Source organism: Actinomadura meyerae (assembly GCF_900188445.1).
GTDB lineage: Bacteria > Actinomycetota > Actinomycetes > Streptosporangiales > Streptosporangiaceae > Spirillospora > Spirillospora meyerae.
In genome coordinates, this window is record NZ_FZOR01000054.1 from 22,030 (window position 1) to 47,637 (window position 25,608).

The following is a 25,608-nucleotide window of genomic DNA, read 5'->3' on the forward strand; positions in this document are numbered from 1 at the left end:
CCTATCTCCTTCCCAGAGTCCGCGACCACTCGGCCAGCAGTCGCGCCTTCCTCGGCCGGGAGGCGCTTCCCAGCACGTCGTAGGCGCCGCGCTCCAGGGCCGCGAGGGCGGCGAGACCGCCCGCGACGTAACCGGCGACGGCGACGCGGGCGAACCCGCGGAGCCGGCCAGTGAGTGCGGCGCCCTCGTCCAGCAGGCCCGCCGCGCGCTTGGCCTGGAGGGCGACCACGCCGCGCAGCCGGGTGGGCGTGACCGCGGCGGTCAGGTCGTCCTCGGTGCAGCCGAACCGCCGGAGGTCGTCCTGCGGCAGGTAGATCCGGCCGTTGCGGTGGTCCTCGCCGACGTCCTGGCAGTGCTCGATGATCTGCAGCGCGGTGCAGACCTTGTCCGACAGCCGGACCCGGTCCGGGGTGGCGGCGCCGAACACGTGCAGGACGATGCGTCCGACCGGGTCGGCGGAGTAGGCGCAGTAGCCGAGCAGGTCGTCGAACGTCGCGTACCGGGTGACCTCCTGGTCGCGCCGGTTGGCCTCCAGGAGGCGGCGGAACGGCTCCGCCGGGATGCGGCACGCGCTGATGGTCCCGGCGAGGTCGCGCAGGACGGGCAGCTCCGCCCGGGTGCCCGCGTAGACGCGGTCGAGGTCGCGCTCGACGAGGTCGAGCAGCCCGGCGCGCTCGTCCGGCGGCGCCTCGTCCCCGATGTCGTCGACCAGCCGGGCGTAGCCGTACACGTTCAGCAGATGCTCGCGGTGGCGCGCGGGCAGCAGGCGGGTGGCGACCGGGAAGTTCTCCCGGGATTGGAGTTCGAGGCGGGTGCGGCGTTCCTCGGTCTCGTTCCACAAACGCTCGCTGACGGACATGGCGTTCCTTCGGGGCGGCGGCGGCGCGGGGCGTTCATCGATGCCCGATATCCGGGCGGTGGCCCGGGTAAACATGGACCATCGTGAGGCCCCTGTGACGTACGTCCCCGAACCGCCCCGGGCGACCCGCGAATATGCGGGATTCGTGAAGAGGGGCCGGAAGTGGTCACTCGGGAATATATGCGCACCCGGCCCGGAGATCACTGCTGGTCAGCGCTTTTTCCCATTCCGTTATGTTGGACTGGAGTTGAGTCATGCGTCTATCCCGGAGACTCAACTCGGGATGTTCATGTTCGCGTAACTTCATGACAGCGGGAGCCCATGTCGGCCCGCTTAGGTGCGCTGTCGGTGCCCCACCGGGTGGTCGGCCCGGTTGATCGCGGCCGGTGGTTCGCGGCTGAGCGGTTCGCGGCTGAGCGGGGTCGCGCGTCAGAAGGTGGCGAGCAGCTCGGTGAGCCTTCGCGGGGTCCGCTCGGGCGGCGCCGCCTCGGTGACCAGCGTGTTGAAGTCGTGCCAGTGCCGCTCGATCTCCGCGCGCCGCGTCGGGTACAGGGCGCGGTCGGCGCGTTCGAGGTAGACCATGTCCTGGAGGCCCTGCTGCGGGAACCGGACGAGGGTGAGCGGCCCGTCGCCCCTGATCCGGCCGCTGATGCCGGGCGGGGCGAGCTGCACGGTGACGTTCGGCCGCCCGCACAGCTCGATGATGTGCCGGATCTGGCCGCGCATCGTCTCCGGGCCGCCGATCGGCCGCCACAGCGCCTGCTCGTCGAGGACGACCCACAGGTTCAGCGGGCGCGGGCGGCGCCGCAGGACGCGCTGCCGCCGCATCCGGAACTCCACCCGCCGCTCGACGTCGTCCTCGTCCGGGGCCCCCGAGGCGGAGGCGGCGCCGCCGATCAGCGCGCGGGCGTACTCCTCGGTCTGGAGCAGGCCGGGGACGTACTGGGCCTCGAAGGTGCGGACCAGCTTCGCGGCCTGCTCGGCGCTCAGGTACGGCCGCACCCACTGCGGGAGGATGTCGGCGTCGTCGTGCCACCAGGCGTGCGCCGTCGTCTGCTCGGCGAGGGCGAGCAGGGTCGTGCGCTCGTCCTCGGCGGCGTCGTACCCGGCCAGCAGCCGGGCGATCTCGCGCGGGCGGCAGCCGGTCTTGCCCACCTCCAGGCGGGCGATCTTCGATTCGGACCCGTGCAGGAGCCGGGCCGCCTCCCGCCGGGAGAGCCCGCACCGGTCGCGCAGCTCGCGCAGCCGCCTGCCGAGCAGCATCCGGGGGACGAGCGGGTCCCCGCAGGGGCGCGCCGCCCGCGCCGGCCGTTTCCCTGCCGCGCCCGCCGCGCCGGTAATGCCGCTGCCGGTGATACCGCTGCTGGTGACGCCGTTGCTCGTGACGGAGGCCAACGGGACTCCCATCGGGGGGATGGCTTGACCGCCCTCACTATAGCTTCACGCAGTGCTGCGGGAAGGAAACGGTGAGCGACCTCCCTCCGGCGTCAGGGTTTCCGCGCCACCGCGCACAGGGTCGGAAGTTCTTCGACCTCCATCCCCGGGAGTTCGGGCCGCCACGCGCCGCTGGTCACGAGCCCCGGCTCCTCCATCTCCAGCCCTTCGAAATAGGCGCGGATGAACTCCGGGCTGCGGAGCCGGAACGGAATGGCGCCGGTCGCGTCGTAGGCGCGCTGCGCGGCGTTGAACGCCTCGTTCTGGTCGGTGGAGTCGTGCAGGATCAGGTAGCTGCCGGACGCCAGCGGCTCCACCAGCCCGCGGACCACGCCGTACGCCTCCTCGGGGTCGACGATGTGGCCCATCACCCCGATCAGCAGCAGCCCGACCGGCCGCGACAGGTCGAGGATCTCCGCCGCCCGAGCCATGATCGTCTTGGGGTCGTGCAGGTCGCAGTCGATGTAGGAGGTGCGGCCCTCGGGCGTGCCGGTCAGCAGGGCGCGGGCGTGCGCGAGGACGAGCGGGTCGTTGTCGACGTAAACGACGCGCGAGTCCGGGGCGGCGCGCTGCGCCATCTCGTGGGTGTTGTCGACGGTCGGGAGCCCGGTGCCGCAGTCCATGAACTGGCGGACGCCGCGTTCGAGGGCGAGGAACCTGATCGCGCGGTCCATGAAGTAGCGCCCGGCGCGGGCGATCGGCACGATCCCCGGGTACAGCGCGACGTACTGGTCGCCGGCGACCCGGTCGATCTCGTAGTTGTCGGTGCCGCCGAGCCAGTAGTTCCAGATCCGGGCGGACTGCGGAACGGCGGTGTTGATCTTCGCCTGCGATCCCTGGACCGGGCCGCTGGTCGCATTCGTCATCGTCAGACGCTCCTTCGGGGGCGACGGCTCCGTGCGCTGCCAACGTAGACCGGTCCGTCCCGGGGCGGCCGGGAACGCCGAATACGGTCCTGTCCGCGGTCATATTCGGGACATTGTCAGCGGCCCTTCGCCGGACGGGATCATGGGACCGGCGCGCCGGAGAACGGCGGACGGGACTGAAGTGACCAGCGGGAATTTCGCCGCCGCGATCCCCGCACCGCTCCGACCGGGGTGATCGCCGACATGAAGGCCACCCTCCCCTGTCCGCACCGAACGCCGTCCGCACCCGCCGGGCATCCAATTCCGTGCGATCTGAACCGTTCAGCGGCTTTTGTACTGCTCGTGAGGATCACCGCCGCCGCGCCCCCTCCACAAGACCCCCGCAGGGCTCCCTGCGGACGTTCGACAAGAAAGCGGAGAAAGAACCCTCGGCCACCGCACCCCACCATCAGGAAATGGCAACACACACGAAACAAAGGCGCCCAGGAAAATACGTCCCTAACCGGCTCAGCGGGTGGCCCAGACCGCTATCGCCAGGGCGACGCGGTCCTCGAACCGGAGAGGGTCGCAGCCGGTGAGGGACTCGATGCGGGCGAGGCGGTGGCGGAGCGTGTTCGGGTGGAGGAAGAGGGCTCGGGACGCGGCGCCGACCGCGCCGCCCATGTCGATGAAGGTGCGGAGCGTCTCGATCAGCCGGGTGCCGTGCGCGGTGTCGTACTCCTTCAGCGGGCGGGCGATCTGCTCGACGAACGGGGTCAGCTGGTCGTGTTCGAGCCGGCCGAGCAGCGCCTGGAACGTGGCGAGGTCGGCGGCGTGCACCACGCCGCCGCTGCGGCGCGCGGCGTCCAGCCCGGCGAGGCTCTCGGCGAGCGACACCGGCAGGTGATCGAGCGGGCCGGGGCTGCCGATGCCGGCCGGCTCGGACCAGGCGTGCGCGTCGTTGGTGATGAGCAGCGTGGTCCCGTCGTCCAGGCCGAGGACGCCGGGCAGCTCCTCGTCGACGCCCTCCATCGCGATCACCAGCAGCGCGCCCGGGTCGAGGCCGGCGTCGTCGATCCGCTCGCGCAGCACCTCGGCCGACGCGTGGCCCTGCCGGATCATGCGCAGCAGCCGCCCGGTCTCCTCCCGCTCGTAGCGCTCGTCGCGGGTGGAGGCGTCCCGCTCGGCGAACCACTCGGTGAAGCTGACGAACGGCACCTCGGCGGGCACCTCGACCAGCGGCAGGCCGAGCCGGGCGCAGGCGTCCCGCAGCGCCTCCGGGACGTCGTCGGTCACGTCGCCGACGCCGTAGCCGATCACGCTCGCCCGTCCCGCCTTGACCGACTCGGCGAAGGCGGCGCAGGCGCCCGGGTCGCGCAGCGACGCGCCCGCGGTCAGGACGATCTCGCCGCCGCGCAGGTAGGGCCCGGGGTCGAGGAGCTCGGTGGAGTGCGCCCAGCGGACCGGCCGGTCGAGACCGCCCTCGCCGGCGACCAGGCGCAGCCGGAACCTCGGCACTTCCAGGAGCTGCCGGACGGTGCCGTACGGCACTGCGGAATCGCTGGTCACACTTTCACCTTCTCACCCGGGCGCGGGGTGGCCGAGGCACGTGACCGTGATTTGGGGAAGACCGTGCGTTGGAGAAGGGCACGACGTTCCGGGCGTGCCGTCGTGCGTTCGTCCAACAAAACCCCCACGGCCTTGCCACCTGCGCCGATGTCGGGATTGCCTGGAATCTTCGGAGCGATTCGAGGTGATCTGATGCGCGAGCGCGTCGCACTCGTCACCGGCGCGGCCGGGGGGATCGGCTCCGCGATGGTGCGGGAGTTCGCCGGCCGCGGCTGGCGGACGGCGGGCCTGGACCTCGCCCCGGCGGCGGACGCCGACCACAGCGTGGGCGTGGACGTCGCCGCCCCCGAGCAGGTGCACGCCGCCGTCCGGCGGGTCGAGCGGGAGCTGGGCCCGATCGAGGCCGCGGTGTTCGCGGCCGGGCACTACGCGATCGTCCCGGTGTCCGACATCGCCTGGGCGGACTGGCGGCGGATGCTGCGGGTCCACCTCGGCGGCATGGCGAACATGTGCCGGGCCGTGACCCCGGGCATGGTGCGGCGGGGACGGGGGGCCGTGGTCGGGGTGTCGTCCGCGCTGGCGATCGGCGGCGGGGACGGCGAGGCGCACTACATCGCGGCCAAGGGCGCGATGATCGGGCTCGTCCGGTCGCTGGCGGCGGAGCTGGCGCCGTCCGGGGTGCGGGTGAACGCGCTGGCCCCCGGCCCGACCGACTCCGCGATGCTGCGGCCCAACTCGCCCTGGCGGCGGCCCGCGTACCTGCAGACGGTGCCGACCGGGCGGCTCACGACGCCGGAGGAGGTCGCGATCGCCGGCGCGTACCTGATCGAGGAGGGGACGTTCTGCGCCGGGGAGGTCCTCTCCCCCAACTCCGGGACGGTGATCTGATGGCGGTCGCGCTGGTGACGGGGGCGGCCGGCGGGCTCGGCACGGCGGTCGCGCGGCGGCTCGCCGCGGGCGGCCACCGCGTCGCGCTCAACGACCGCCCGGACCGGGACGTGGCGGAGCTCGCCGCCGAACTGGACGGCATCGCCGCGCCCGCCGACGTCGCCGACCCGGAGGCGGTCGCCGCCATGGTCGAGGAGGTGGAGCGGCAGACCGGCACCGACATCGGGATCCTGGTCGCCGGGGCCGCGCACCTCGCCACCGGCCCGCTCACCGACCACGACCCGGACGACTGGTGGCGGGTGATCGACGTCGACCTCGGCGGGACGTTCGCGTGCGCGCAGGCCGTCATGCCGGGGATGGTGGACCGCGGCGGGGGCCGGATGGTGCTGGTCGCGGCCGAGAGCGGCCTGGTCGGCAAGCCGGAGGCGACCGCCTGGTCCGCCGCGAAGGCCGGGATCATCGCGCTCACCAAGGCGCTCGGCCGGGAACTGGCTCCGCTCGGCATCGCGGTGAACGCGATCGCGCCGAGCGTGATCGACACGCCGTGGCTGCTGGACGCCGCGGAGCGCACCGCCGTGGCCGACGAGGAGTTCCGCAGGCGGGAGGAGGAGCGGGTGCCGCTGGGCCGCATCGCGACCCCCGACGAGATCGCGGCGGCGGTCGCGTTCCTCGCCGACGAGCGGCTGCCCATGCTCGTCGGGCAGATCCTGCTCACCAACGGCGGAACGGTCAGGACCCGCGCCTGATCAGGCGGGCCATTCGCCTGATCAGGCGGGCCGCCGGTCAGGAGGACGGCTGCTCCGGAAGGGCCGCGACCGAGCGTTCGACGTCCCGTTCGAGGACGGCGAAGAGGTGGAGCGGCAGGTCCATCAGGGAGCGCTCCAGCAGGTCCGGGCGGCTCGCGGACGCCTCGATGGCGGCGCGGGCCTCGCCCTTGGTGAGCGTCCCGCCGGCGGCCTTCCGCAGCGCGATGAGCCCTTCCCGCCAGCCGTTGCCGAGCTTCCCGTGCGCCCGCGCGTACATGAAGCCGAGGACGCGCGCGGCGCCGGACCGCTCGTCCGGCCGGGCCCGTTCCGCGAGGACGAGGGCCTGCCCGGGGCCGGGCGTGCCGCGCAGCCACCGGACGATCCGGTACTTGGGCCCGATGAGGCGGGCGAACTCCCGCTGCCCCGCCTCGTCCCGCAGGAAGGGAAGGTCGTCACGGCACACGAGCCCCGCTCTTGGCGCGTTGGCCGCCAGCAGCGCCCGCACCGCCGACGCACCGAACCCCGGGTAGAGGTTGACCAGCACGGTCCCGTGGTCTTGCAGGCTCCTGGGCAGCGGCGCGCCGAGGAACGCGGGCAGCGCGATACGGCGGCCCGGGACGTCCTTGGGCCAGTCGGCACCGGCCAGGAGCGTCTTGTCGGCGGGGTCCGCGCCGAGTTCGAGGACGTGGGCGGCCGACTCGGCGCTCAGGCCGCCGCCGGCCTCGACGGACTGGGCGCCGTGGGTGTACATGGCGGTGCGGGGATCGTCCGCGGCGGACCTGGCGGCGGCGTCCGTCCGGCGGGTGGGGCGCAGCACGTACAGCGCGGCGGCGCTGCCGACCGCCTGCGCGCCGGTGTACCGGTTGAAATTCGGCAGCATCGCCTCGTAGGCGAGATGCAGCGGGTTCAGCGCCTTCTGGACGGCGAGCCCCAGCGCCGGCTGCCGCTCCCCGTACCCGTAGGCCAGCAGCACCCGGCCGTTGCGGTGGTCCCGGAGCCCCTGGAGGCCCCGGGCCACGAACAACTGGACGCCGTCCGGGGTGTACGGCGGGTCGGTGAACACCAGGTCGGCGGACTCGCGCAGCACGGCGGGCAGCCCGAGCCGCAGATCGGCGAAGTGGCACCGGACGTCCCAGCCGCGCCGCGCCGCCTCCGTGTCGATGAACTCCAGCAGCCGCTCGTCGACGTCCACGACGCTCGCCCGCAGGCCCGGCGCCCCGCCCGCGAGGAAGAGGCCGAGCGAGGTCAGGTCGTGGTCACCGACGAACAGGGCGTGCGCGCCGGTCAGGTCGAAGCCGTCCAGCATGAAGCGGGCCCGCTTGACCACGGTCTCGGCGGTGGCGGGCACATGGTCGAGCGCCTGCACGGGCGGCGGCGCCGCATTGATCAGCGCCTCCGCCGCGGCGACGGCCGCCGGGTCGCGGCGCGCGGACTCCGCCCACGGGTCGCGGGCCCCGAACGGCTCGCGCTCACCGAACACGTCGCGGTACGCGGCGGCGTTCCGCCGTGCGATGCGCTTGCCGCCGCCGGACGTTTCGAGGTCCGGCTCCAGGGCCCGGAAGACCGCTTCGACCGTCCGCCGCGATGTCCCGGTGGCGGCGACGACGTCCTCGACGGTGCGGAAGTCACCGGCGGCCAGCAGCCGCCCGACCTGGTCGATGCGCCGGGCGTCGATGCCGAACTCGGCCCGCAGCACGCGCACCGCCTCCAGCGGATCTTCCTGCTGCTCGGCATTCGTCATCGGTGGGGCCTGCTCCGGTCGGCGGGACGGTCGGCGGGGACGCTCGGGCCCCGATCCTATGGGTCGCCCGGACGCCCCGCCGCCGGTCGTCATGCCCCGCCGCCGGTCGTCATGCCCCGCCGCCGGTCGTCATGCCGTGGGGCCGAGGCGGCCCAGGTGGGCGCGGATCGTGTCGGCGTCGCCCGTGCAGGCGATGTAGCCGTCCGGACGGACGAGGCTCAGGGCCGCACCGCCGGGGGCGTAGGCGGCGCGGACCTCGCCGTCCGGGTCCTGGTAGTCGCCCGTGTCCCCGATCATGAAGACGCGGACACCGGAATGCGCAAACCGCGTGCCGGACGAGCCCGCGTCGAAGCCGAGCACGGTCAGGTGGGGGCCGCGGAGCAGGTCGTGGACGCGGTGCCGGGCGCCGTCCTTCCCGTGCAGGACGCCGTCCTGGGCGCGGGTGCCGCCGAGCGGGCCGTCCGAGAGCGAGCTGTCGGGGTAGCCGAGGAGGAGCTGCTGGGTCTCCTCACCGCGCCGGTGCGCGTCCGCCTGACCCTCGACCGCCTTCCGGTACAGGGCCGTGCTGATGCCGAGGACCCCGGCGGCGACGGGCAGCCGCTCCTCCTCGTAGGTGTCCAGGAGGGACGCGGGCGCGCCGTCCATGACCGCGGCCAGTTTCCAGCCGAGGTTGTAGGCGTCCTGGACGCCGGTGTTGAGACCCTGCCCGCCCGCCGGGGAGTGGACGTGGGCGGCGTCGCCGGCCAGGAAGACGCGGCCGGCGCGGAAGCGTTCGGCCATCCGGATGTTGACCCGGTAGATGGAGCTCCAGGTCAGGTCCGTCAGCCGGACGTCGGTGCGGCCCGTCGCCGCCTCCAGCGTCTTCTGGTAGGTGGCGAGGGTGAGCTCGGGGTCCTCGTCCGGTGCGATCGGGGCGGTGAACTGGAAGTCGTCCGTCCCGGGGAGCGGGCACAGGCCGAGGCGCAGGGACTGCGTCGCCATGTCGGCCCAGGTGTGCCAGTGCTCCCGGTCGAGGTCGGCGGTCCGGACGTCGCCGATCAGCATGCGCTCCTCGTCGCGGGTCTCGCCGCCGAACCCGATGCCGAGGGTCTTGCGGACGGTGCTGCGGCCCCCGTCGGCCCCGACGAGGTAGGCGGCGCGGACGGTGCCGCCGTCCGCGAGGGTGGCGGTGACCCCGTCGGCGTCCTGGGTGAAGGCGGCGAGTTCGCCCCGCTCCACCCGTCCGCCCAGGTCCGCGAGGCGGTCGCGGAGGATCTCCTCGGTGCGCCACTGCGGCACCATCAGGACGATCGGGTACGGGACGGCGGCCGTCGCGGCCTTGGGCTCGCTCATCCGCCCCTCCCACACGACCTCGCTTCCCGCGTAGGCGCGGATCGGCGGGTACACGGCGCCCGCCGCGCGGATCGCGCCGATCACCCCGAGGTCGTCGAAGACCTCCAGCGTGCGCGGCTGGAGGCCCTTGCCGCGCGAGCCGGTGCGGGCGCCGGGGTCGATGATCCGGTGGCTGACGCCGCGCCGGGCGAGGTCCACCGCGAGGGTCAGGCCGGTCGGGCCAGCTCCGATGATGAGGACGTCGATCATGGTGTTTCTCCCTTCCGGGACGAGCCTCCGGCGGCGGCCTGGCAGAACGCTGTCAGCCCGCTGAGAGCGTCCGCTCAGCCCCGCCGCGCCGTGCCGCCGGGGACCTGGCGGCGGGCGGACGCGCTGCGCCCCTTCGACCACTTCCGGCTGGTCAGGGCCGCCGTCCCGGAATGACCGGCGATTTCGCCGATGCCGGGAGCCGGGACGCGCGCCGAGAATGTGCGCTACCCGGAGCCGGTCCCCCGGCTCCGCCCCCGTTTCCGGGGAGCCGGCTCCCGGCTCCTCCCCCCGAAGGAGCGATCCGACGTGCGATCCATCCCCAGGCGCGCCCCCGGCCGGACGGCGAAGACCCTGCTCGCCGCCGCCCTCACCGCCGGCGCGCTCGCCGTCCCGCAGGCCGCCGCGCAGACCGCCGCGCACGCGGCCGACAACCCCTACGAGCGCGGGCCCGCCCCGACCGTGAGCAGCATCGAGGCGCTGCGCGGCCCGTTCGCGACGTCCCAGACCAGCGTGTCGTCGCTGAGCGTCACCGGCTTCGGCGGCGGGACGATCTACTACCCGACCAGCACCGCCGAGGGGACGTTCGGCGCGGTCGCGGTCGCGCCCGGCTTCACCGCCGACCAGAGCAGCATGGCCTGGCTCGGCCCGCGGCTGGCCTCCCAGGGCTTCGTGATCTTCACGATCGACACCAACACCCGGCTCGACCAGCCGGACAGCCGCTCCCGGCAGCTGCTGGCCGCGCTCGACTACCTCACCCAGCGCAGCAGCGTCCGGACCCGGATCGACGCGACCCGGCTCGGCGTGATGGGCCACTCCATGGGCGGCGGCGGGACGCTGGAGGCCGCCGAGGACCGCCCGTCACTCCAGGCCGCGATCCCGCTCACCCCGTGGGACCTGCAGAAGAACTTCTCGAACGTGCGCGTCCCCACGATGATCATCGGCGCGGAGGCGGACACGATCGCGCCGGTCGCCACGCACTCCGAGCCGTTCTACAACAGCATCCCGGCCGCGTCGGAGAAGGCGTACCTGGAGCTGAACGGCGCCAGCCACTTCGCGCCGAACATCTCGAACACGACGATCGCGAAGTACAGCATCTCCTGGCTCAAGCGGTACATCGACAACGACACCCGCTACGACCAGTTCCTGTGCCCGCCGCCCGGCCGCGACCTGAACATCTCCGAGTACCGGGACACCTGCCCGAACTCCTGACCCGGGACTCCGAGCCCCGGCCCCGCAGCACCCCGGGGCTCCCCCTACCGGCTGGGCCGCCCGTTGCCTCCCCGCACGGGCGGCCCGGCCATGTCGTCGTCGGCGCCGCCCTCCGCGCCGTGCAGCCGCAGCGCGCTGAGCGCGAGGGACAGCTCGACGAGGTCGCCGGGACGGGTGAGCGTCCGCCCGGTGAGCTGCTCGATCTTGCGGAGCCGGTTGAGGACGGTGTTGCGGTGGCAGAACAGCCGGTCGGCCGCGCGGGCCGCGGAGCCGTCGCACTCCAGCCAGGTCTCCAGCGTGGTCAGCAGGACGTCGCGGAACCCGGGATCGACCTCGCCGAGGCCGCCGAGCGCGACATGCCCGAGCCGGCCGGCGAGGCGCGGCTGGGACAGCACGAGCGCGTCCGGGAGGCGGCGGTCCAGCCGGGCGATCTGGTTGCCGGGGCCGCGGCAGGTGCGCAGCGCCAGCTCGGCGAACCAGCGGGCGCCGCCCAGCTCGGCGAGCGACCCGACGACCGGGCTCACCCCGGCGTGCGAGCGCGCGTAGGGGCGGACGGCGGCGACCAGGTCGTCCAGGCAGGCGGTGCCGAGCGCGACCAGCGCCACCTGCGCGTCCGTGCGCAGCCGCCAGATGAACCGCATGCCGCCGGTGTCGGCGGGGCGCCGGTCCACGCCGTCGCCGAAGCCGCACTCGGCGCCCAGCATCACGACCGCGTACCGGCCCGTGACGGGCAGCCCCAGCACGGACGTCGCCGTCGCGAGCAGCCCGCCGTCGGCGCCCTGCCCGTCGAGCAGCGCGTCCACGATCGCCTGGACCCGCTCCTCGCTGCGCCGCGCGAGCGCCAGCTCGGTGCGGTGGTAGGCGGCCGCGGCGGCGCCGGACTGCTGGTCGATGGTGTCCCAGGTGCGGGTCGCCTGCCGGATCAGCGCCGGGACGTTCTCCGGGTCGTGCTGCCCGACGACCTCGACGACCGCCTCCCAGAACACCCGCCCGGCGAGCCGGTAGGAGCGCAGCAGCTGGTCGAGGGGCTGCCCCTGGTGCGCGCGGCGCTGCCCGAGCCGGCGCGCCCAGTCCAGGTCGGCGCGGCCCCGTCCCGGTTCGAGGATCGTCCGGAACCCGTGCCCGAGCCCGGTGTGGCACATCTCCCACACGTCGTGGCGGAACGCGTCGTCGCGGTCGCCCCGGTCGCCGGACAGGATCTCGGCGGTGAGCCGGTCGGCGAGGTCCGGGAGCCGGTCCGACAGCCGCAGCACGGCCTTGCGCATGATGGTCCGGTCGCCGTCGGCCGGGCCGGCCAGATCGGGCCGCCGCTCCGCCGTCCCCTCCGCCGCCGCGGACCTTCCTGCCGTCATCGCGGGCCACCTCCAGCACAACGCGGGGGCCTCATCGTGCCATCGCGGGCGCCTGCGGGCCATCGCGGGGCGCCCAGACTGTGCGGGCTCACAACGGGGGCGCGTCCGGATTGCGCCGGGGCCACGAAACGGAGGCGGGCTCTGGACCGCCGGCGGGTGACCGTGCTCACCTATGGTCCCCTTCCCTTTTGAGACCCCGTCCAATAGAGGAGCCTCCTACGGCGCCCAGCCGAGGGCAGTTCCCCGATGAGGAGGGACCGGCATGACCCACCCCCATCCCGAGCCCCACTCCCACTCCCGCTCCCACCCCCTTCCCCGCCCCCTGTCCCCGTCTCCGGCTCTGCCCCTGCCCTTGCCCCTGTCCCGGACCGAGCTGCACGGACGCGAGCGCGAACTCCAGGCGATCGAGGCGATGCTCGACCGGGCCCGCGGCGGGCGGGGCGGCGCGCTGACCATCGCCGGGGACGCCGGCATCGGCCGGACCGCGCTGCTGGAGGCCGCCGTCCGCAGGGCCGGAGAGGACTTCCGGACGTTCGGGACCACCGGCGTCCCCGGGGAGACCGGCGTCCGCTACGCGGGCCTGCACCGGCTGCTGCGGCCGCTCGCCGCCGAGATCGCCGAGCTCCCGCCCGCGCACCGCGGCGCGCTCGGCACGATCATGGACGGGGCGCCGAGCGCCGCGCCGTTCGTCCTCTACACGGCGGTGTGCGAGCTGCTGAGCCTGGCCGCGCGGAAGGGCCCGGTGCTGTGCTGGGCGGACGACGCGCACCGGCTCGACCGCGGCTCGCTGGAGGTGCTGGCGTTCGCGGCGCGCCGCGTGCAGGACGAGCCGGTCGCGGTGCTGTTCGCCGTTCGCGACGACCGCACCGGCGCCCCCGGAACCGCCGACGGCGACACAGCCCGAGACGGGGACGGGGACGAGGCGGGGGACGCGGGCGCGGGCGCTCTGGCGGGGATCCCGCGGATGCGGCTCGCGCCGCTCGCCGAGGAGGCGAGCCGCCGCGTGCTCCAGGACGCGCTGAGCGGGGACACGGGCGCAGGCGGCCGCGGCGCGGGCGGGGCCGGTACGGCGGGCGCCGGGGAGGGCGACCTCGCCGAGGAGGTCGTCGACCTGGCGTGCGGACGGCCCCTGGCGATCCGGGAGCTGGCCGCCGCGCTGACACCCGGGCAGCTGTCCGGCGCGGCGCCGCCGCCGCGCGCGCTCCCCGCCTCCAGCTCGCTGCGCGCCCGCTTCCGGCGCCGCCACCTGCGGCTCCCCGCCGGGGCGCGGCGGCTCGTGCTGATGGCGGTGGCCGAGGAGTGGCTCGGCGCCGCGACCCTGGCGCGGGCGACCCGGCTGGACGGCATCGAACCCGCCGACCTCGACGCGGCCCGCGACTCGGGGCTGCTGCGGTTCGAGGGCGAGGGCGTCGCGGTCCGCAACCGGCTCGTCCGGTCGTCGCTGTGGGCGGACGCGTCCCGCGCGGAACGGCAGGACGCGCACGCGCTGCTCGCCGAGGTCCTCGTCCAGGACTGGCAGCGGCCCCGGCGGCTCTGGCACCGCGCGGCCGTCGCCGGCGAACCCGACGACGCGCTCGCCGCCGAGCTCGCCGACGCCGCGGCGGCCTGCCGGCGCGCGGGCCGCTACGCCGACTCGTGGCGGCTCTGGCAGCGGGCCGCGACGCTCACCGTCGAGCACGGCGACCGCACCGGCCGGTTCCTCGCCGCCGCCGGCGACGCCTGGGCGAGCGGCCGGTCCCGGCGGGCCCGCGCGATGCTCCGGCAGGTCCGGCCGCCCGCGTGCGACGGGACGAGCGCCGCCCGCGCCGCCCTGCTGCGCGGCGAGATCGAGGTCGCGGCGGGCACCCCCGCGGCGGCGGTGCCCGTGCTGCGGGACGCGGCCGAACGGCTCGCGGGCGACGACGCCCAGGCGGCCCTGGACGCGCTGATGTGGGCCGCCGAGGCCGCCGACGCCGCCGGGGACACCCACGCCTATCTGGAGATCGCCGACCGGGCGGCGTCGCTGCCCGCCCCCGCGTCGCCGCCCTCCTCTCCGACGCGTCCCGGCGGCGCCCGGGGCGAGCTGATGCTGGCGCACCTCGGCGGCATGGCGGCGATGGTCCGCGGCCGGTACCGGGAGGCGGCGGACCTGCTCGGCACCGCCGTCCGGCTCGGCGCGGGCATCGCCGACCCGCCGGCGCTGGTGTGGGCGGCGCTCGCCGCGTTCGCGCTCGGGGACGCGCCGCGCACCCGCAACCTCACCGCCGAGGCCGCCACGTCCGCCCGGCGGCTCGGCGACGCGCCCGCCGAGTCGTACGCGCTGCTCGTCGCCGGGCGGTGCGAGGCGCTCCTCGGGCACCCGCCGGGGCCGATCACCGCCTGCCACGACGGGCTGCGCCTCGCCCGCGCGACCCGGCTGCACGGCCACGCCACCGAGCAGCTCGCCACGCTCGCGCTCACCGCCGCGTTCAACGGCGACGCCGCCGCCGCGACCGCGCGGCTGGCGCCGCTCACCGGCACCGCGGACCTGCGCGGCCGCACCCGCGCCGCCGCGTTCGGGTCGTGGGCGCCCGCCTGCCTGGACCTCGCCGCCGACCGCCCCGCCGACGCCGCCGCCCGGCTGCGGCTGCCGGGCGGCGCCGGGCTCGCGCACCTCCCGGCGCGGCTGTTCGCCGTCCCGCACCTGGTCGAGGCGCTCGTTCGCACCGGCGAGCACGAGGAGGCCGCCCGCGCCTACGAGCGGTTCCGCGCCTGGACGGAGGGCATGGGCACCGCCGACGGGCCCCGCCGGGCCGCCGGGCTGAACGGCGCTCCCGGGCGGGAGGCGCTGAACCGCCGGTGCCGCGCGCTGCTCGCCGAGCGGGACGCCGACGCCGAGGAGCACTTCACCGAGGCGCTGCGCCTGCACGAGGCCGCCGGTGCGGTGTTCGACCTCGCCCGCACGGAGCTGCTGTTCGGCCACCGGCTGCGGCGCGGCCGGCGGCCCCGCGCGGCCCGCGCCCACCTGCGCGCCGCACTACGGATCTTCGAGCGGTACGGCGCCGTCCCGTGGACCGCGCAGGCGCGGGCGGAGCTGCGCGCCGCCGGGGAGACGGTCGCGCCCCCGGCGGCCGTGCCGCCCGTCCCCGAACGGGGGACGGCGGGGACGGGCGGCACGCGGTCCCCCGGCTCCGCGGCCCCGCGCGCGGCGAGCGGATTCGGCACGCTCACCGCGCAGCAGGCGCACATCGCCCGGATGGCGGCCGAGGGCGCCACCAACCGGGAGATCGCGGCGCGGCTGCTGCTCAGCCCGCGGACGATCGACCACCATCTCCGCAACGTCTTCACCCGGCTCGGGATCCGGTCGCGCGTCGAGCTGGCCCGGCTCATCCGCTGAGCTCAGCGGATGAGCCGGGGGCCGCCGGGCGCCGCCGGGAGGCGTGTCCCGGCGGTCAGACCTCCTCGTACTCCTTCTCGGTGTCCTTGGACTTGGTGCTGGAGCCGTTCCGGCCCTTGGCGGGCTTCTTCTCGGACTTCTCCGCGCTCTCCGCCTGGTCGGCCTTCTCCGTCTTCTCCGTCTTGTCGGTCTTCTCGGACTTGCCGGAGCTGGCGGAGTCCTCGTCGGCGATCGCGTCCTCGTGCGTCCGGACGACCTCGCCGTCGCGGATCTCGCCGCGCCAGCCCTCGATCTCGTCGGCGCGGGTGAGCGACTGCGTCATCACGTAGCGGCGGAAGTGCTTGAGCTCCAGCCGCGCCCGGCGGCCCTGCGCGCGCCAGATGTTGCCGGTCCGCTCCATGAAGCCCTGCGGGTGGTACTCCAGGACGACCAGGACGCGGGTCAGGTTCGGAGAGAGCTCATGGAAGCTGACCGTCCCGTCCACGTGCCCCTTCGGGCCCTTCGACCGCCAGACGATGTGCTCGTCCGGGACCTGCTCGACGATCGTGGACTCCCACGTCCGCGCCGACCAGAAGATCTTCGCCTTCCAGTTCAGCTTCGTCTCGTCGGCCTGCTCGACATTGATGACCTTCTTCATGAAGGACGGGTAGTCCTGGAACTGCGTCCACTGGTCGTAGACCAGCCGGCGCGGCGCACCGATGTCGATGTGCTCGACGATGTTGGTGACCTTCACCTTCTTGCCGCCACCGCCGCCGCCCTTGCCGCTCTTCTTCCCGTCGCCCTCGGCGTCGTCCCCGCCGCCGCCGGGGAGGGCGCCGCCGACGGTGTCCTTGAGCCGGCCGAGAACGCCCTGCCCGTTGCTGCCGCTGTCGCCGGCCTCGGCCTTCGGGGCGCTCTTCTCGCTGCCCTTGCCGCCGCTCTTGCCGCCGTCCTTCGCCATGTTCTTCTCGTCGTCCTCCGCCGTGTCCTTCGCCGTGCCCTTCGGGGCGGTGTCCTTCTCCTCGGCCTCGGAGGGGTTACCGCTCTGCTCGCCGCGGCGCCCGGCGAGCGCGCGGCTCGCCGCGACGGCCGCGCCGGCGCCGAGCAGGACGCCGCCCGCCGCGCCGGTGGTCCGCCCGCCCGGCAGGCTCTTCGGAAGGGCCTTCGGGATGCTCTTGGTGACACGGCCCAGGACGGGAACGCGGCTGCGCCGCCCGCCCGGAAGCCGTTTGGCGATCTGTCCGACGGGCGATCCGCCGGTCAGGATTCCGCGTGCCATGGTGCTACCTCACTCGAGTTGATCAGTTGGATCTCGGTCGTCGTCTGGGTCAGTTCGTACAGGTCGTGCAGGTCGTGCAGGTCGTGCAGGTCGTGCAGGTCGTGTAGGTCAGTCGTCTGGGTCGGTCGTCTGGGTCGGGGCGTGGGGGAGCCGGTCAGCCCGGGGAGGAGACGATCTCGCCGTCGCGGATCTCGCCGCGCCAGCCCTCCACCTCGTCGGGTCTGGTCAGCGAATGCGTCATCACGTGCCGGCGGAAGTGCTTGAGCTCCAGCCGCGCCCGGCGGCCCTGCGCGCGCCAGAGGTTGCCGGTCCGCTCGAACAGGCCGGCCGGGTGGTATTCGAGGACGACCAGGACGCGGGTCAGGTCCGGGGACAGCTCGTGGAAGCTGACCGCCCCGTTCACATGGCCCTTCGGCCCCTTGGACCGCCAGACGATGTGCTCGTCCGGGACCTGCTCGACGATGGTGGACTCCCACGTCCGCGCCGACCAGAAGATCTTCGCCTTCCAGTTCAGCTTCGTCTCGTCGGCCTGCTCGACGCTGATGACCTTCTTCATGAAGGACGGGTAGTCCTGGAACCGCGTCCACTGGTCGTAGACCAGCCGGCGCGGCGCACCGATGTCGGTCTGCTCGACGATGTTGGTGGGCTTGCGTCCCCGCCCGCGCCCGAAGATGCGGGCGAGGGTCTCCTTCAGGGCCGTCCAGCCGAAGGTCAGCAGCGCGCGGAACGGGGACTTGCCGTTCCGCAGGGCCGCGATCCCCGCCACCGCCGCCTTGCCGAGCGGGCCCGCCTGCTCCGCCCGCTCGATGAGGCCCCGGGTCCCGCGCTCGAGCCGCCGCTCGACCCTGCGCACCACCCCGCGCAGCGCGCGGCGGCCGAGACGCCGGGCCGACAGCGCGGCCGCCACCGCGCCGGCCCCCGCCGCGACGCCGACGGCGGTGCCGGCCGCGGCGCCGGTGCCCGGGCCGGACCGGGTCTTCATGTCGTGTCCACCTCGCCTCCACCTGGCCGTCCAGTCGGATAGGCCCCGGGGTTACCCGGTCAATACCGGGCAAAACAGGCCGCAGGCCAAGACCAAGGCGTCCCTGACCGCCAGAGGGCACGGAGCCCGCCGGGACGGGGGCGCCGATGGCCGCATCAGGACGGAGCGGCGATCACCCAGCGTGAGCATTCGCGAGGCTTCGGGCGGGGCCGTATAGACCACCCCAGCGTGAACACCAGACCAGAACGGCGTCCACTCCGCGCGGCTCCGGGGCCGCGTAACGGTTGAGACTCGTGAGTAATGCGCCTCTTGAACTGGTACGGACCGGTGTTTATCTTCGACCCCACCACGCGCGATTGTGCTCGCTGGGCCATCCCATCGAGCACTATTTTGCACGCGCGAAAGCCGGAGAGGCGAGGACAGATGAAACGGCACCTCATGGGCGTCGTCGCGGCGGGCCTGACCGTCGCGCTCGGCGTCAGCGGATGCGGCAAGGGCAGCTCGTCGGGCGGAGACTCCGACGGCAAGACCATCAAGTTCGTCGCCGCGATCTACGACGACAACACCAAGCCCTACTGGGACGCACTGATCAAGGACTTCGAGGCCAAGAACTCGGGGTACAAGGTCAACCTGGAGATGGTCGACTGGACCCAGATGGACGCCAAGGTCAAGACCTACGTCCAGACCAAGCAGGTCCCCGACATCCTGAACTACAACGCGTTCTCCGACTTCGCCCGCGACGGCCTCATCTACAAGGCGTCCGAGGTGCTGTCGCCCGCGACGCTCGGCGACTTCACGCCCACCTTCGTCGAGCAGGCCCAGTACAACGGCACCCAGTACGGCCTGCCGTTCATCTCCAGCGCCCGCCTGCTCTTCTACAACAAGGACCTGTTCAAGAAGGCCGGCATCACCGACCCGCCCGCCACCTGGGACGAGGTGAAGGCCGGCGCGGAGAAGGTGAAGAAGGCCGGCGCGATCGGCTACGGGCTGCCGCTCGGCCCCGAGGAGTCGCAGGCCGAGTTCTACTCGTGGGCGATGAACAACGGCGGCGGCTGGGTCGACTCGTCCGGGAAATGGGCGATCGACCAGCAGGCCAACATCGACACCCTCGCCTTCCTCAAGGACCTCAACAAGTCCGGGCTGACCCAGCCGAACCCCGAGACCACCGACCGCAAGACGGTGTTCAACCAGTTCGCGCAGGGCAAGGTCGGCATGGCCATCGGCGGGCCGTTCACCAAGGCCGGATTCATCGACCCGGTGAACAAGGACCTGAACTTCGGCGTCGCGCCGCTGCCGAGCAAGAGCGGCTCCGAGCACAACACGCTCGGCGTGATGGACGTCCTCGCCGCGTTCAAGAAGGACGACGGCAAGAACAAGGAGGCCATCAAGAAGTTCCTCGACTTCTTCTACCAGAAGGAGAACACCTCGAAGTTCCTCACCACCGAGGGCTTCCTCCCGGTGACGAAGTCGGCCGGTGACGCGCTCAGCGCCGACCCGTACATGAAGCAGTTCGTGGACGCGCTGCCCAGCTCCAAGTTCGCCCCCACGTCCAACCCGGCGTGGTCGGCGGTCGCCGGCGCGGTGAAGCAGGACCTCGGCACCGCCGTCGCGAACGAGGACCCGAAGAAGGTCCTGGAGAAGATCCAGGAAACCGCCGAGAAGGCCGGCTGAGTGCAGGACGCCACGGCCAAGGAGCGGGGGGCCGTCACCTCCCCGGCCCCCCGCCCCTCCCTCCTCCGGCGGACCGGACGCGCGCTGACCCCGCTGCTGTGGCTCGGCCCGGCGCTCGTCCTCATCGCGGTCGTCGTGCTGTGGCCGGTGATCGAGATGGTCCGGACGTCGCTGCAGAAGATCAGCTCGTCCGGCGTCACGCTCGGCTACCGGGGCGGCGGCAACTACACCGACCTGTTCGGCGAGGACGACCTGATCCCCGTCGTGCTGCGGACGCTGCTGTGGGTCGCCGGCGTCGTGGTCGTCACGATGGTGCTGTCCCTCGCGCTCGGCCAGCTGCTGAACGCCCGCTTCCCGGGCCGCCGCGTCGTCCGCTGGGCCGTCATCGTCCCGTGGGCGGCGTCGGTGCTGATGACGGCGCTGATTTGGAAGTGGATGCTGGACAACTACTCCGGCATCGTGAACCGCGTCCTGCTCGACCTGCACGTGATCGACGAGCCGGTGAACTGGCTGGCCCACCCGACCCAGGCGATGCTGTGGATGATGTGGGTCGCGGTGTTCGTGTCGCTGCCGTTCACGTCGTTCGTCATCCTCGCCGGGCTGCAGACCATCCCGTCGGACGTGTACGAGGCCGCCCGCGTCGACGGCGCCGGCCACCTCCGCACCTACTTCGGGATCACCCTCCCGCTGCTGCGCCCGGCCGTCCTCATCGCCTCGATCATCAACGTGATCAACGTCTTCAACAGCTTCCCGATCATCTGGGCGATGACCGGCGGCGGGCCCGGCCACAAGACCGACACCACCACCACGTTCATGTACAAACTCGCCTTCTACGACCAGAACGTCGGCGAGTCCGGCGCGATGGCGGTCGTCAACTTCGTCCTGATCCTGGTGATGGTGCTGCTGTACCTGCGGGCCGCCCGCTGGCGTGAGGAGATCCGATGACCGGCCGTGCCGCGGAGGAAGAGGGCGCTCTGCCCGAGGACCCCGCGCCCATGCGCAAGAGCAGTGCGCGCGAGGAGGGGGCCGAGGGGGCGTCGGGTGACGCGTCGGAGGGCGCGGCCGTCCGCGCCTCCCGCCGAACGCGAAAGGTCATCCTCGCGGGCGTCGGCTGGCTGGTGGCACTGGCCTTCCTGGTGCCGTACCTGCAGATGTTCTTCACCGCGCTCAAGCCCGAGCGCGAGCTGACGGAGTCCCCGGGCACCTACCTGCCCTCCCAGTGGACGTGGTCGAACTTCGTCGACGTCTGGTCGGCCGCCCCCGTCTGGACGTACCTGCGGGTCTCCCTCACCGTCGCGGCCGCCGCCACCCTGGTGACCCTCGCCTGCGCGCTGCCGGCCGCGTACTACACGGCCCGCAACCGCTTCCGGGGGCGCGGGGCGTTCCTGCTGCTCGTCCTGGTCACGCAGATGTTCGCGCCGACCGCGCTCGTCATCGGCATCTACCGGGAAATGGTCGCGCTGAACCTGACCGACACCCTGATGTCGCTCATCCTGGTGAACGCGGCGTTCAACCTGCCGTTCTGCGTCTGGATCCTGCACGGCTACTTCTCCAGCATCCCGAAGGAGCTGGAAGAGGCAGCCTTCCTGGACGGCGCGGGCCGCATGGGCGCCCTCACCCGCGTCACCCTCCCCATTTCCATGCCGGGAGTGGTCACCGCCGTCGTCTACACGTTCATCGCGGCGTGGAACGAGTACATCGTCGCCCTGACCGTCACCGCGTCCCCGGACCGCCGCCCGCTGACGGTCGGAATCCCGTCCTTCGTCACCCAGTACCAGGCGCACTGGCAGTACCTTTTCGCCGCGTCCCTGATCGCGATCATCCCGGTCGTCATCCTGTTCATCTTCGTCGAGCGGTATCTGATCGGCGGCCTGACCGCGGGCTCCATCAAGTGAGCCTGATCGGCCTGGACGTGGGCGGCACCTCCATGAAGGCCGCCCTCACCCAGGACTCCGAAATCCTGCTCACCGAGTCATGGCCCACCGACCGCGAGGACCCGGTGGGCGGCATTCTCGACTTCGCCGCCCACCTCGCGTCCCGCGCGACCGCACTGGGTTCCCCGGCGCAGGCCGCCGGAATAGCACTGCCCGGCATCGTGGACGAATCGACGGGCACGGCCGTCCGTTCCGCGAACCTCGGCTGGCGCGACGTCCCCATGCTCGAACTGGCGCGTGAACGGCTCGCCATTCCCGTCGCCATCGGCCACGACGTCCGGACGGGCGGCCTCGCCGAATCGGTGCTGGGCGCGGGACGCGACGCGGGCGACTTCGTCTTCATGGCCATCGGCACCGGAATAGCCGCCGCCCTGATCCTGAACGGCACGCCCTACCCCGGCACCGTCGGCTGGAGCGGCGAGATAGGCCACGTGGTCGTCCGCCCGGACGGCGCAGCCTGCGGGTGCGGCAACAGAGGATGCCTGGAGAGATACGCCTCGGCCGCCGCCATCTCCCGCCGCTACGGCGCCTCCGTCCCGGCGGAGGAAGTGATAGCCCGCGCCAGGCGGAACGACGAAAAGGCCGCCGAGGTCTGGTCGGAAGCACTCGACTGCCTCGCGGACGGCCTGGCGGCGACAACGCTCCTCTTGGACCCGTCCCTCATCGTCATCGGCGGCGGCCTGGCCAAAGCCGGGGAGTCGCTCCTGAACCCCTTGACCACCCGCTTGGCGGACCGCCTGACCTTCCGCGACGCGCCCCGCCTGACCCTTTCGGAGCTGGACGACCAGGCCGCGGTAAGGGGCGCGACGATCCTCGCCGCCCGTCTCCTGAAGCCGTCCCCGCCGAAGAAGTAACGCACCCCCGCACAGAGCCACCGGCCGCCGGGCCGCCAGGCCGCCAGGCCGCCAGGCCGCCAGGCATCGAGCTATGCCGCGCCATCACTCACGTCCGTCGTAGGGCGGCGGCGTGGCTGCAAATCATGCTTGACACATATTTAGGTTCAACCTATGTTTCTCCTCGGCGGAGAGGAGACATGCGTGGACATCCAGTGCGGCGCCGCGGAGATCGAGGAGATCAGGCGGCGCCTGCGCCTTCTGGCGGACGGGCTACCGGAGCCGCCCGGAGACATCGACCTGGCGCCCGCACTCCCCCGGACCGGCGGGGTTCCGGGCCAGTGGGTGAACGCCTCGTCCCGGACGGCGGCTGAGGCGGGAGTAGCGCTCTACCTGCACGGCGGCGGCTTCGCGCACACCGATCCGAAAGCGGAACGAGCACTCGCGTACCGGTTGTCCAGGGCGATGGACCGTCCGGTGTTCGGCGTGGACTACCGGCTCGTCCCAGAACACCCGTACCCAGCGGCCTTGGACGACGTGACCGCCGTCTACGGGAGCCTGATCGACCAGGGTGTCCCCGCGTCCCGGATCACGTTGTTCGGCGAGTCGGCCGGCGGCACCCTCGTCCTGTCGGCCCTGCTCGCACTCAAGGAGATCGGCGTCCCGCTGCCCGCGACGGCGGTCGTGGTCTCGCCGCTCACCGACCTCACCCTGTCCAGCCCGTCGCTGACCGCGAACAACGGCCGAGACCTGATCAGCAAGGACGTGCTGGAGCACGTCCGCGCCGGATATCTGGCAGGAGCACAGCCCGACCAGCCGCCACAGTCGCCCCTGCACGGAGACCTGGCGGACCTCCCCGATCTGCTGGTGGTGGCGGGTTCGGCCGAAGTCCTCGTCGACGACGCCCGGCGGCTCGCCGCCGCGGCCGACGCGGCGGGCACGACCGTCGAACTCGACGTCTACGAGGGCCTGCCCCACGTCTTCCACCTGGCGCTGCTCACCGACGCACCGCCGCCCATCACGACCACGTTCCTCCGCCGCCTGGCGGACTGGACGGAAAGGAGGCGCGCGTGAACATTCGCGTCATCCGAGCACAGCCATTGCGCCTGATGAGCGTCCACGCCCATCCCGACGACGAGTCGAACAAGGGCGCCGCGACGCTGGCCAAGTACGCCGCCGAGGGGGTGGACGTGCTGGTGGTGACCTGCACGGGCGGCGAACGCGGCGACGTGCTCAACCCCGCCATGGACAGGGCCGACGTGCGCGAGAACCTCCCCCGGATCCGCCGCGCCGAGATGGCCGCAGCCCGAGAGATCCTCGGCGTCCGGCAGCGGTTCCTGGGCTTCGTCGACTCCGGACTACCCGCCGCCGGCGAGCCGCTGCCGGACGGCTGTTTCGCCGCCGTACCGCTGGAGGAGCCGACCGAAGCCCTCGTGGCGGTGATCCGCGAGTTCCGGCCGCACGTGGTGATCACCTATGACGAGACCGGCGGCTACCCGCACCCCGACCACATCAGAACGCACGAGGTGACCGTCGCGGCCTTCGAGGCGGCGGGCATCCCCGACAGGTTCCCCGGGACGGGACGGCCTTGGCAGCCGCTCAAGCTCTACTACCAGGGCGCCCTGTCGAAGGCATGGTTCCAGGCGTTGCACGACGGCATGACGGCACGCGGCATCCCGTCCGGTATGGAGGAGGTGTTGTCCGAGTTCGGCGAGGACACACCCGCGCCGGAGTTCACCACCAGGGTGCCCTGCGCGGAGTACTTCCCGGTGCGGGACCGGGCGCTGCTGGCACACGCCACGCAGGTCGCCCCCAACGCCGGATTCATGCTCCACGACCGCGATACAGAACGCGATGTGTGGCCTACTGAGGACTACCACCTGGCACGATCCCACGTGGAGGTGTCGCTGCCCGAGGACGACCTGTTCGCCGGAGTGGGACCGGCTTGAGAAGGCGATGCCGTCCGGATGCCCGCGCCGCGGTCCTTATCAGGGTGTCTTCACGGCGCGTATCAGGGCGTCTTCACGGCGCGTATCAGGGGTTTCTTTACAGCGCGCATCAGGGGTTTCTTCACAGCGCGCATCAGGGTTTCTTCACGGCACGAAAGACGGGCCGGAGCTTCTCGCCGAGGGCACGGCCGTCCATCGGCTTCAAGATGATGGTGTCCTTCGCGTCCACGACGAAACTCGGGCAGTTGCCGTTGCGACTCTTGGTCCCAGGAACACTGACCGTGGTCACCTTCTTGCCGGTCCGCGCCTCCCGCACGATCACCTCGTAACGTGACTCATAGAACGGGAACGTCTTCGACTTCTTCACGTTGTTGAAATAGCACTTCACCGTGCCGGCCCGGCGAGTCGGGTGGCCGCTGTAGATGCACGCGATGAGCTGCCAGGCGTCCGGAATCCGTTCCTGAGGCAGCTGCATGTCATCAGGCATCGTGGACAGATCCTTGCTGTCCATGGCGTGCTCCGGTGCGGCGGGGTCCATCTGAACCCTGATCGGGTGGACGTAGTGCGGCCCCGCCCCGGCATAAGGGTCACTCGACTTCCGCCACGGAGCAGGCTTCTTTCTCCGGCAGGCCGCTTCGTCGACATGCGCGTCGGGAGTCCACGCCCGCTTCGTGGGCCAACTCGGCGGCCCCGACGGCGGCCTCGACGGCGACGCCGCCCGCGTAGGTCGGCCTTCTGCTTCGTCACTGGAGCAAGCCGTCACCGTCCCCATGACCGCGCAGGTCACGGCCGTCGCGACACCCATCCCCTGAAGGCCGACCGAGCGAGGCGTCACTGCCACTCTGAGATCACCATCTTCCTTTGCAAACTGCACCACCAGCGCCATCGTTCGCCGCATGGTCCATCGGATCGTACGCCATAGCATGATCGATGTTCGTGGAATTGTGGTGGGGGCGGCGCTGCGTACGGGGCCGCCCCTCCAAAGTCAAGGGCGCCTTCGGCGTCGCTTCGCGATGGGACTCCGTCCCACCCTTGACTTTGGAGCCTCTGCGGCCCCTGAGTGCAGCTTTCGTCGGGCAGGCTCCGCCTGCCCTCTGCCCGACGCGCCGCCCCCACCCCAAAAAGGAACCACACGGCAATCCGAATGCCCGAGATGAGGCATTTGCGAAACGCTCGACGATGATCACGAATTCCTTCAAAGAATCATGGTCGAATTCCAGTTCGAGAGCACGAAGCGGCATCCGGACGGATATCATGGATGCATGAGTCTGATTGCGGTCGACCCCGATGCCGCGTCCACCATGGAACAATGCCGTTAAATTAGCCTGACCGTCAGGGTGTTATCCACATATCCACAGGCGTCGCAGGTCCATGTGGAGTTCGTGAAAGCGATTGAAGCCTC

Annotated in this window: 20 protein-coding genes; 10 read left to right on the forward strand and 10 right to left on the reverse strand. The window is 72.6% G+C overall.

Going from position 1 to position 25,608, the window contains the following annotated elements; translation table 11 throughout:
• Position 1 precedes the first annotated feature (1 nt).
• The 4 genes from hpnC to CHF16_RS35365 all read right to left on the reverse strand — a co-directional run bounded on the left by hpnC (position 2) and on the right by CHF16_RS35365 (position 4,707).
• Positions 2-859 carry a squalene synthase HpnC gene (gene hpnC / locus CHF16_RS35350; RefSeq protein WP_089330537.1) on the reverse strand — a complete coding sequence of 286 codons (858 nt, stop codon included), beginning with the start codon at positions 857-859 and terminating at the stop codon, positions 2-4.
• Positions 860-1,288: 429 nt separating this feature from the next.
• On the reverse strand, positions 1,289-2,254 hold the full coding sequence (locus CHF16_RS35355; protein ID WP_245869728.1) for a helix-turn-helix domain-containing protein: 966 nt from the start codon (positions 2,252-2,254) through the stop codon (positions 1,289-1,291).
• A 92-nt stretch (positions 2,255-2,346) separates the two neighbouring features.
• Entirely contained in the window at positions 2,347-3,159 is an 813-nt protein-coding gene (locus tag CHF16_RS35360; protein WP_089330539.1) for an SAM-dependent methyltransferase, read from the reverse strand.
• Positions 3,160-3,666: 507 nt separating this feature from the next.
• Positions 3,667-4,707, reverse strand: coding sequence for a PucR family transcriptional regulator (locus tag CHF16_RS35365; RefSeq protein WP_089330540.1), 1,041 nt, complete (start codon positions 4,705-4,707; stop codon positions 3,667-3,669).
• Between the two features lie 192 nt (positions 4,708-4,899).
• Here CHF16_RS35365 and CHF16_RS35370 point away from each other — a divergent pair, with 192 nt between their 5' ends.
• Complete coding sequence (locus tag CHF16_RS35370) at positions 4,900-5,595, forward strand: SDR family NAD(P)-dependent oxidoreductase (RefSeq protein WP_089330541.1); 696 nt, start codon at positions 4,900-4,902, stop codon at positions 5,593-5,595.
• Positions 5,595-6,341 (forward strand): SDR family NAD(P)-dependent oxidoreductase, encoded by a 747-nt coding sequence (locus tag CHF16_RS35375; RefSeq protein ID WP_089330542.1) that lies wholly within the window; start codon positions 5,595-5,597, stop codon positions 6,339-6,341. Before CHF16_RS35370 ends, CHF16_RS35375 begins: the two co-directional genes overlap by 1 nt.
• Before the next feature lie 37 nt (positions 6,342-6,378).
• Here CHF16_RS35375 and CHF16_RS35380 read toward each other — a convergent pair whose 3' ends face one another.
• Positions 6,379-8,082, reverse strand: a complete 1,704-nt coding sequence (locus CHF16_RS35380) for a bis-aminopropyl spermidine synthase family protein (protein WP_179271858.1) — start codon at positions 8,080-8,082, stop codon at positions 6,379-6,381.
• Between the two features lie 129 nt (positions 8,083-8,211).
• Positions 8,212-9,663 (reverse strand): FAD-dependent monooxygenase, encoded by a 1,452-nt coding sequence (locus CHF16_RS35385; RefSeq protein ID WP_089330544.1) that lies wholly within the window; start codon positions 9,661-9,663, stop codon positions 8,212-8,214.
• Positions 9,664-9,969: 306 nt separating this feature from the next.
• Here CHF16_RS35385 and bdeA point away from each other — a divergent pair, with 306 nt between their 5' ends.
• Positions 9,970-10,872 carry a bis(hydroxyethyl) terephthalate hydrolase gene (gene bdeA / locus CHF16_RS35390; protein ID WP_089330545.1) on the forward strand — a complete coding sequence of 301 codons (903 nt, stop codon included), beginning with the start codon at positions 9,970-9,972 and terminating at the stop codon, positions 10,870-10,872.
• Between the two features lie 44 nt (positions 10,873-10,916).
• On the opposite strand, the gene CHF16_RS35395 is transcribed toward bdeA, so the two are convergent.
• On the reverse strand, positions 10,917-12,224 hold the full coding sequence (locus CHF16_RS35395; RefSeq protein ID WP_089330546.1) for a PucR family transcriptional regulator: 1,308 nt from the start codon (positions 12,222-12,224) through the stop codon (positions 10,917-10,919).
• Between the two features lie 262 nt (positions 12,225-12,486).
• On the opposite strand from CHF16_RS35395, the gene CHF16_RS35400 reads away from it, so the two are divergent.
• Positions 12,487-15,579: a helix-turn-helix transcriptional regulator gene (locus CHF16_RS35400; RefSeq protein ID WP_089330547.1), complete on the forward strand. Its 3,093-nt coding sequence runs from the start codon at positions 12,487-12,489 to the stop codon at positions 15,577-15,579.
• Positions 15,580-15,634: 55 nt separating this feature from the next.
• Here CHF16_RS35400 and CHF16_RS35405 read toward each other — a convergent pair whose 3' ends face one another.
• Complete coding sequence (locus CHF16_RS35405; RefSeq protein ID WP_245869729.1) at positions 15,635-16,837, reverse strand: SRPBCC family protein; 1,203 nt, start codon at positions 16,835-16,837, stop codon at positions 15,635-15,637.
• Between the two features lie 154 nt (positions 16,838-16,991).
• On the reverse strand, positions 16,992-17,819 hold the full coding sequence (locus CHF16_RS35410) for an SRPBCC family protein (protein WP_089330548.1): 828 nt from the start codon (positions 17,817-17,819) through the stop codon (positions 16,992-16,994).
• 423 nt (positions 17,820-18,242) lie between these two features.
• Between CHF16_RS35410 and CHF16_RS35415 the strand changes: the two genes are divergently transcribed.
• The 6 genes from CHF16_RS35415 to mca all read left to right on the forward strand — a co-directional run bounded on the left by CHF16_RS35415 (position 18,243) and on the right by mca (position 24,206).
• Positions 18,243-19,490, forward strand: a complete 1,248-nt coding sequence (locus CHF16_RS35415) for an extracellular solute-binding protein (protein ID WP_089330549.1) — start codon at positions 18,243-18,245, stop codon at positions 19,488-19,490.
• The gene (locus tag CHF16_RS35420; RefSeq protein ID WP_245869730.1) at positions 19,491-20,435 is read left to right on the forward strand and encodes a carbohydrate ABC transporter permease; all 945 of its coding nucleotides are present in this window, start codon (positions 19,491-19,493) and stop codon (positions 20,433-20,435) included.
• Positions 20,432-21,385, forward strand: coding sequence for a carbohydrate ABC transporter permease (locus tag CHF16_RS35425; protein ID WP_245869731.1), 954 nt, complete (start codon positions 20,432-20,434; stop codon positions 21,383-21,385). The genes CHF16_RS35420 and CHF16_RS35425 overlap by 4 nt, the downstream gene beginning before the upstream one ends.
• Complete coding sequence (locus CHF16_RS35430; protein ID WP_089330550.1) at positions 21,382-22,278, forward strand: ROK family protein; 897 nt, start codon at positions 21,382-21,384, stop codon at positions 22,276-22,278. Before CHF16_RS35425 ends, CHF16_RS35430 begins: the two co-directional genes overlap by 4 nt.
• 183 nt (positions 22,279-22,461) lie before the next feature.
• The gene (locus CHF16_RS35435) at positions 22,462-23,331 is read left to right on the forward strand and encodes an alpha/beta hydrolase fold domain-containing protein (RefSeq protein ID WP_245869732.1); all 870 of its coding nucleotides are present in this window, start codon (positions 22,462-22,464) and stop codon (positions 23,329-23,331) included.
• Positions 23,332-23,366: 35 nt separating this feature from the next.
• Positions 23,367-24,206, forward strand: coding sequence for a mycothiol conjugate amidase Mca (mca, locus tag CHF16_RS35440; protein ID WP_089330552.1), 840 nt, complete (start codon positions 23,367-23,369; stop codon positions 24,204-24,206).
• Positions 24,207-24,339: 133 nt separating this feature from the next.
• On the opposite strand, the gene CHF16_RS39855 is transcribed toward mca, so the two are convergent.
• Positions 24,340-25,092, reverse strand: a complete 753-nt coding sequence (locus tag CHF16_RS39855) for a hypothetical protein (RefSeq protein ID WP_143228246.1) — start codon at positions 25,090-25,092, stop codon at positions 24,340-24,342.
• Positions 25,093-25,608 lie beyond the last annotated feature (516 nt).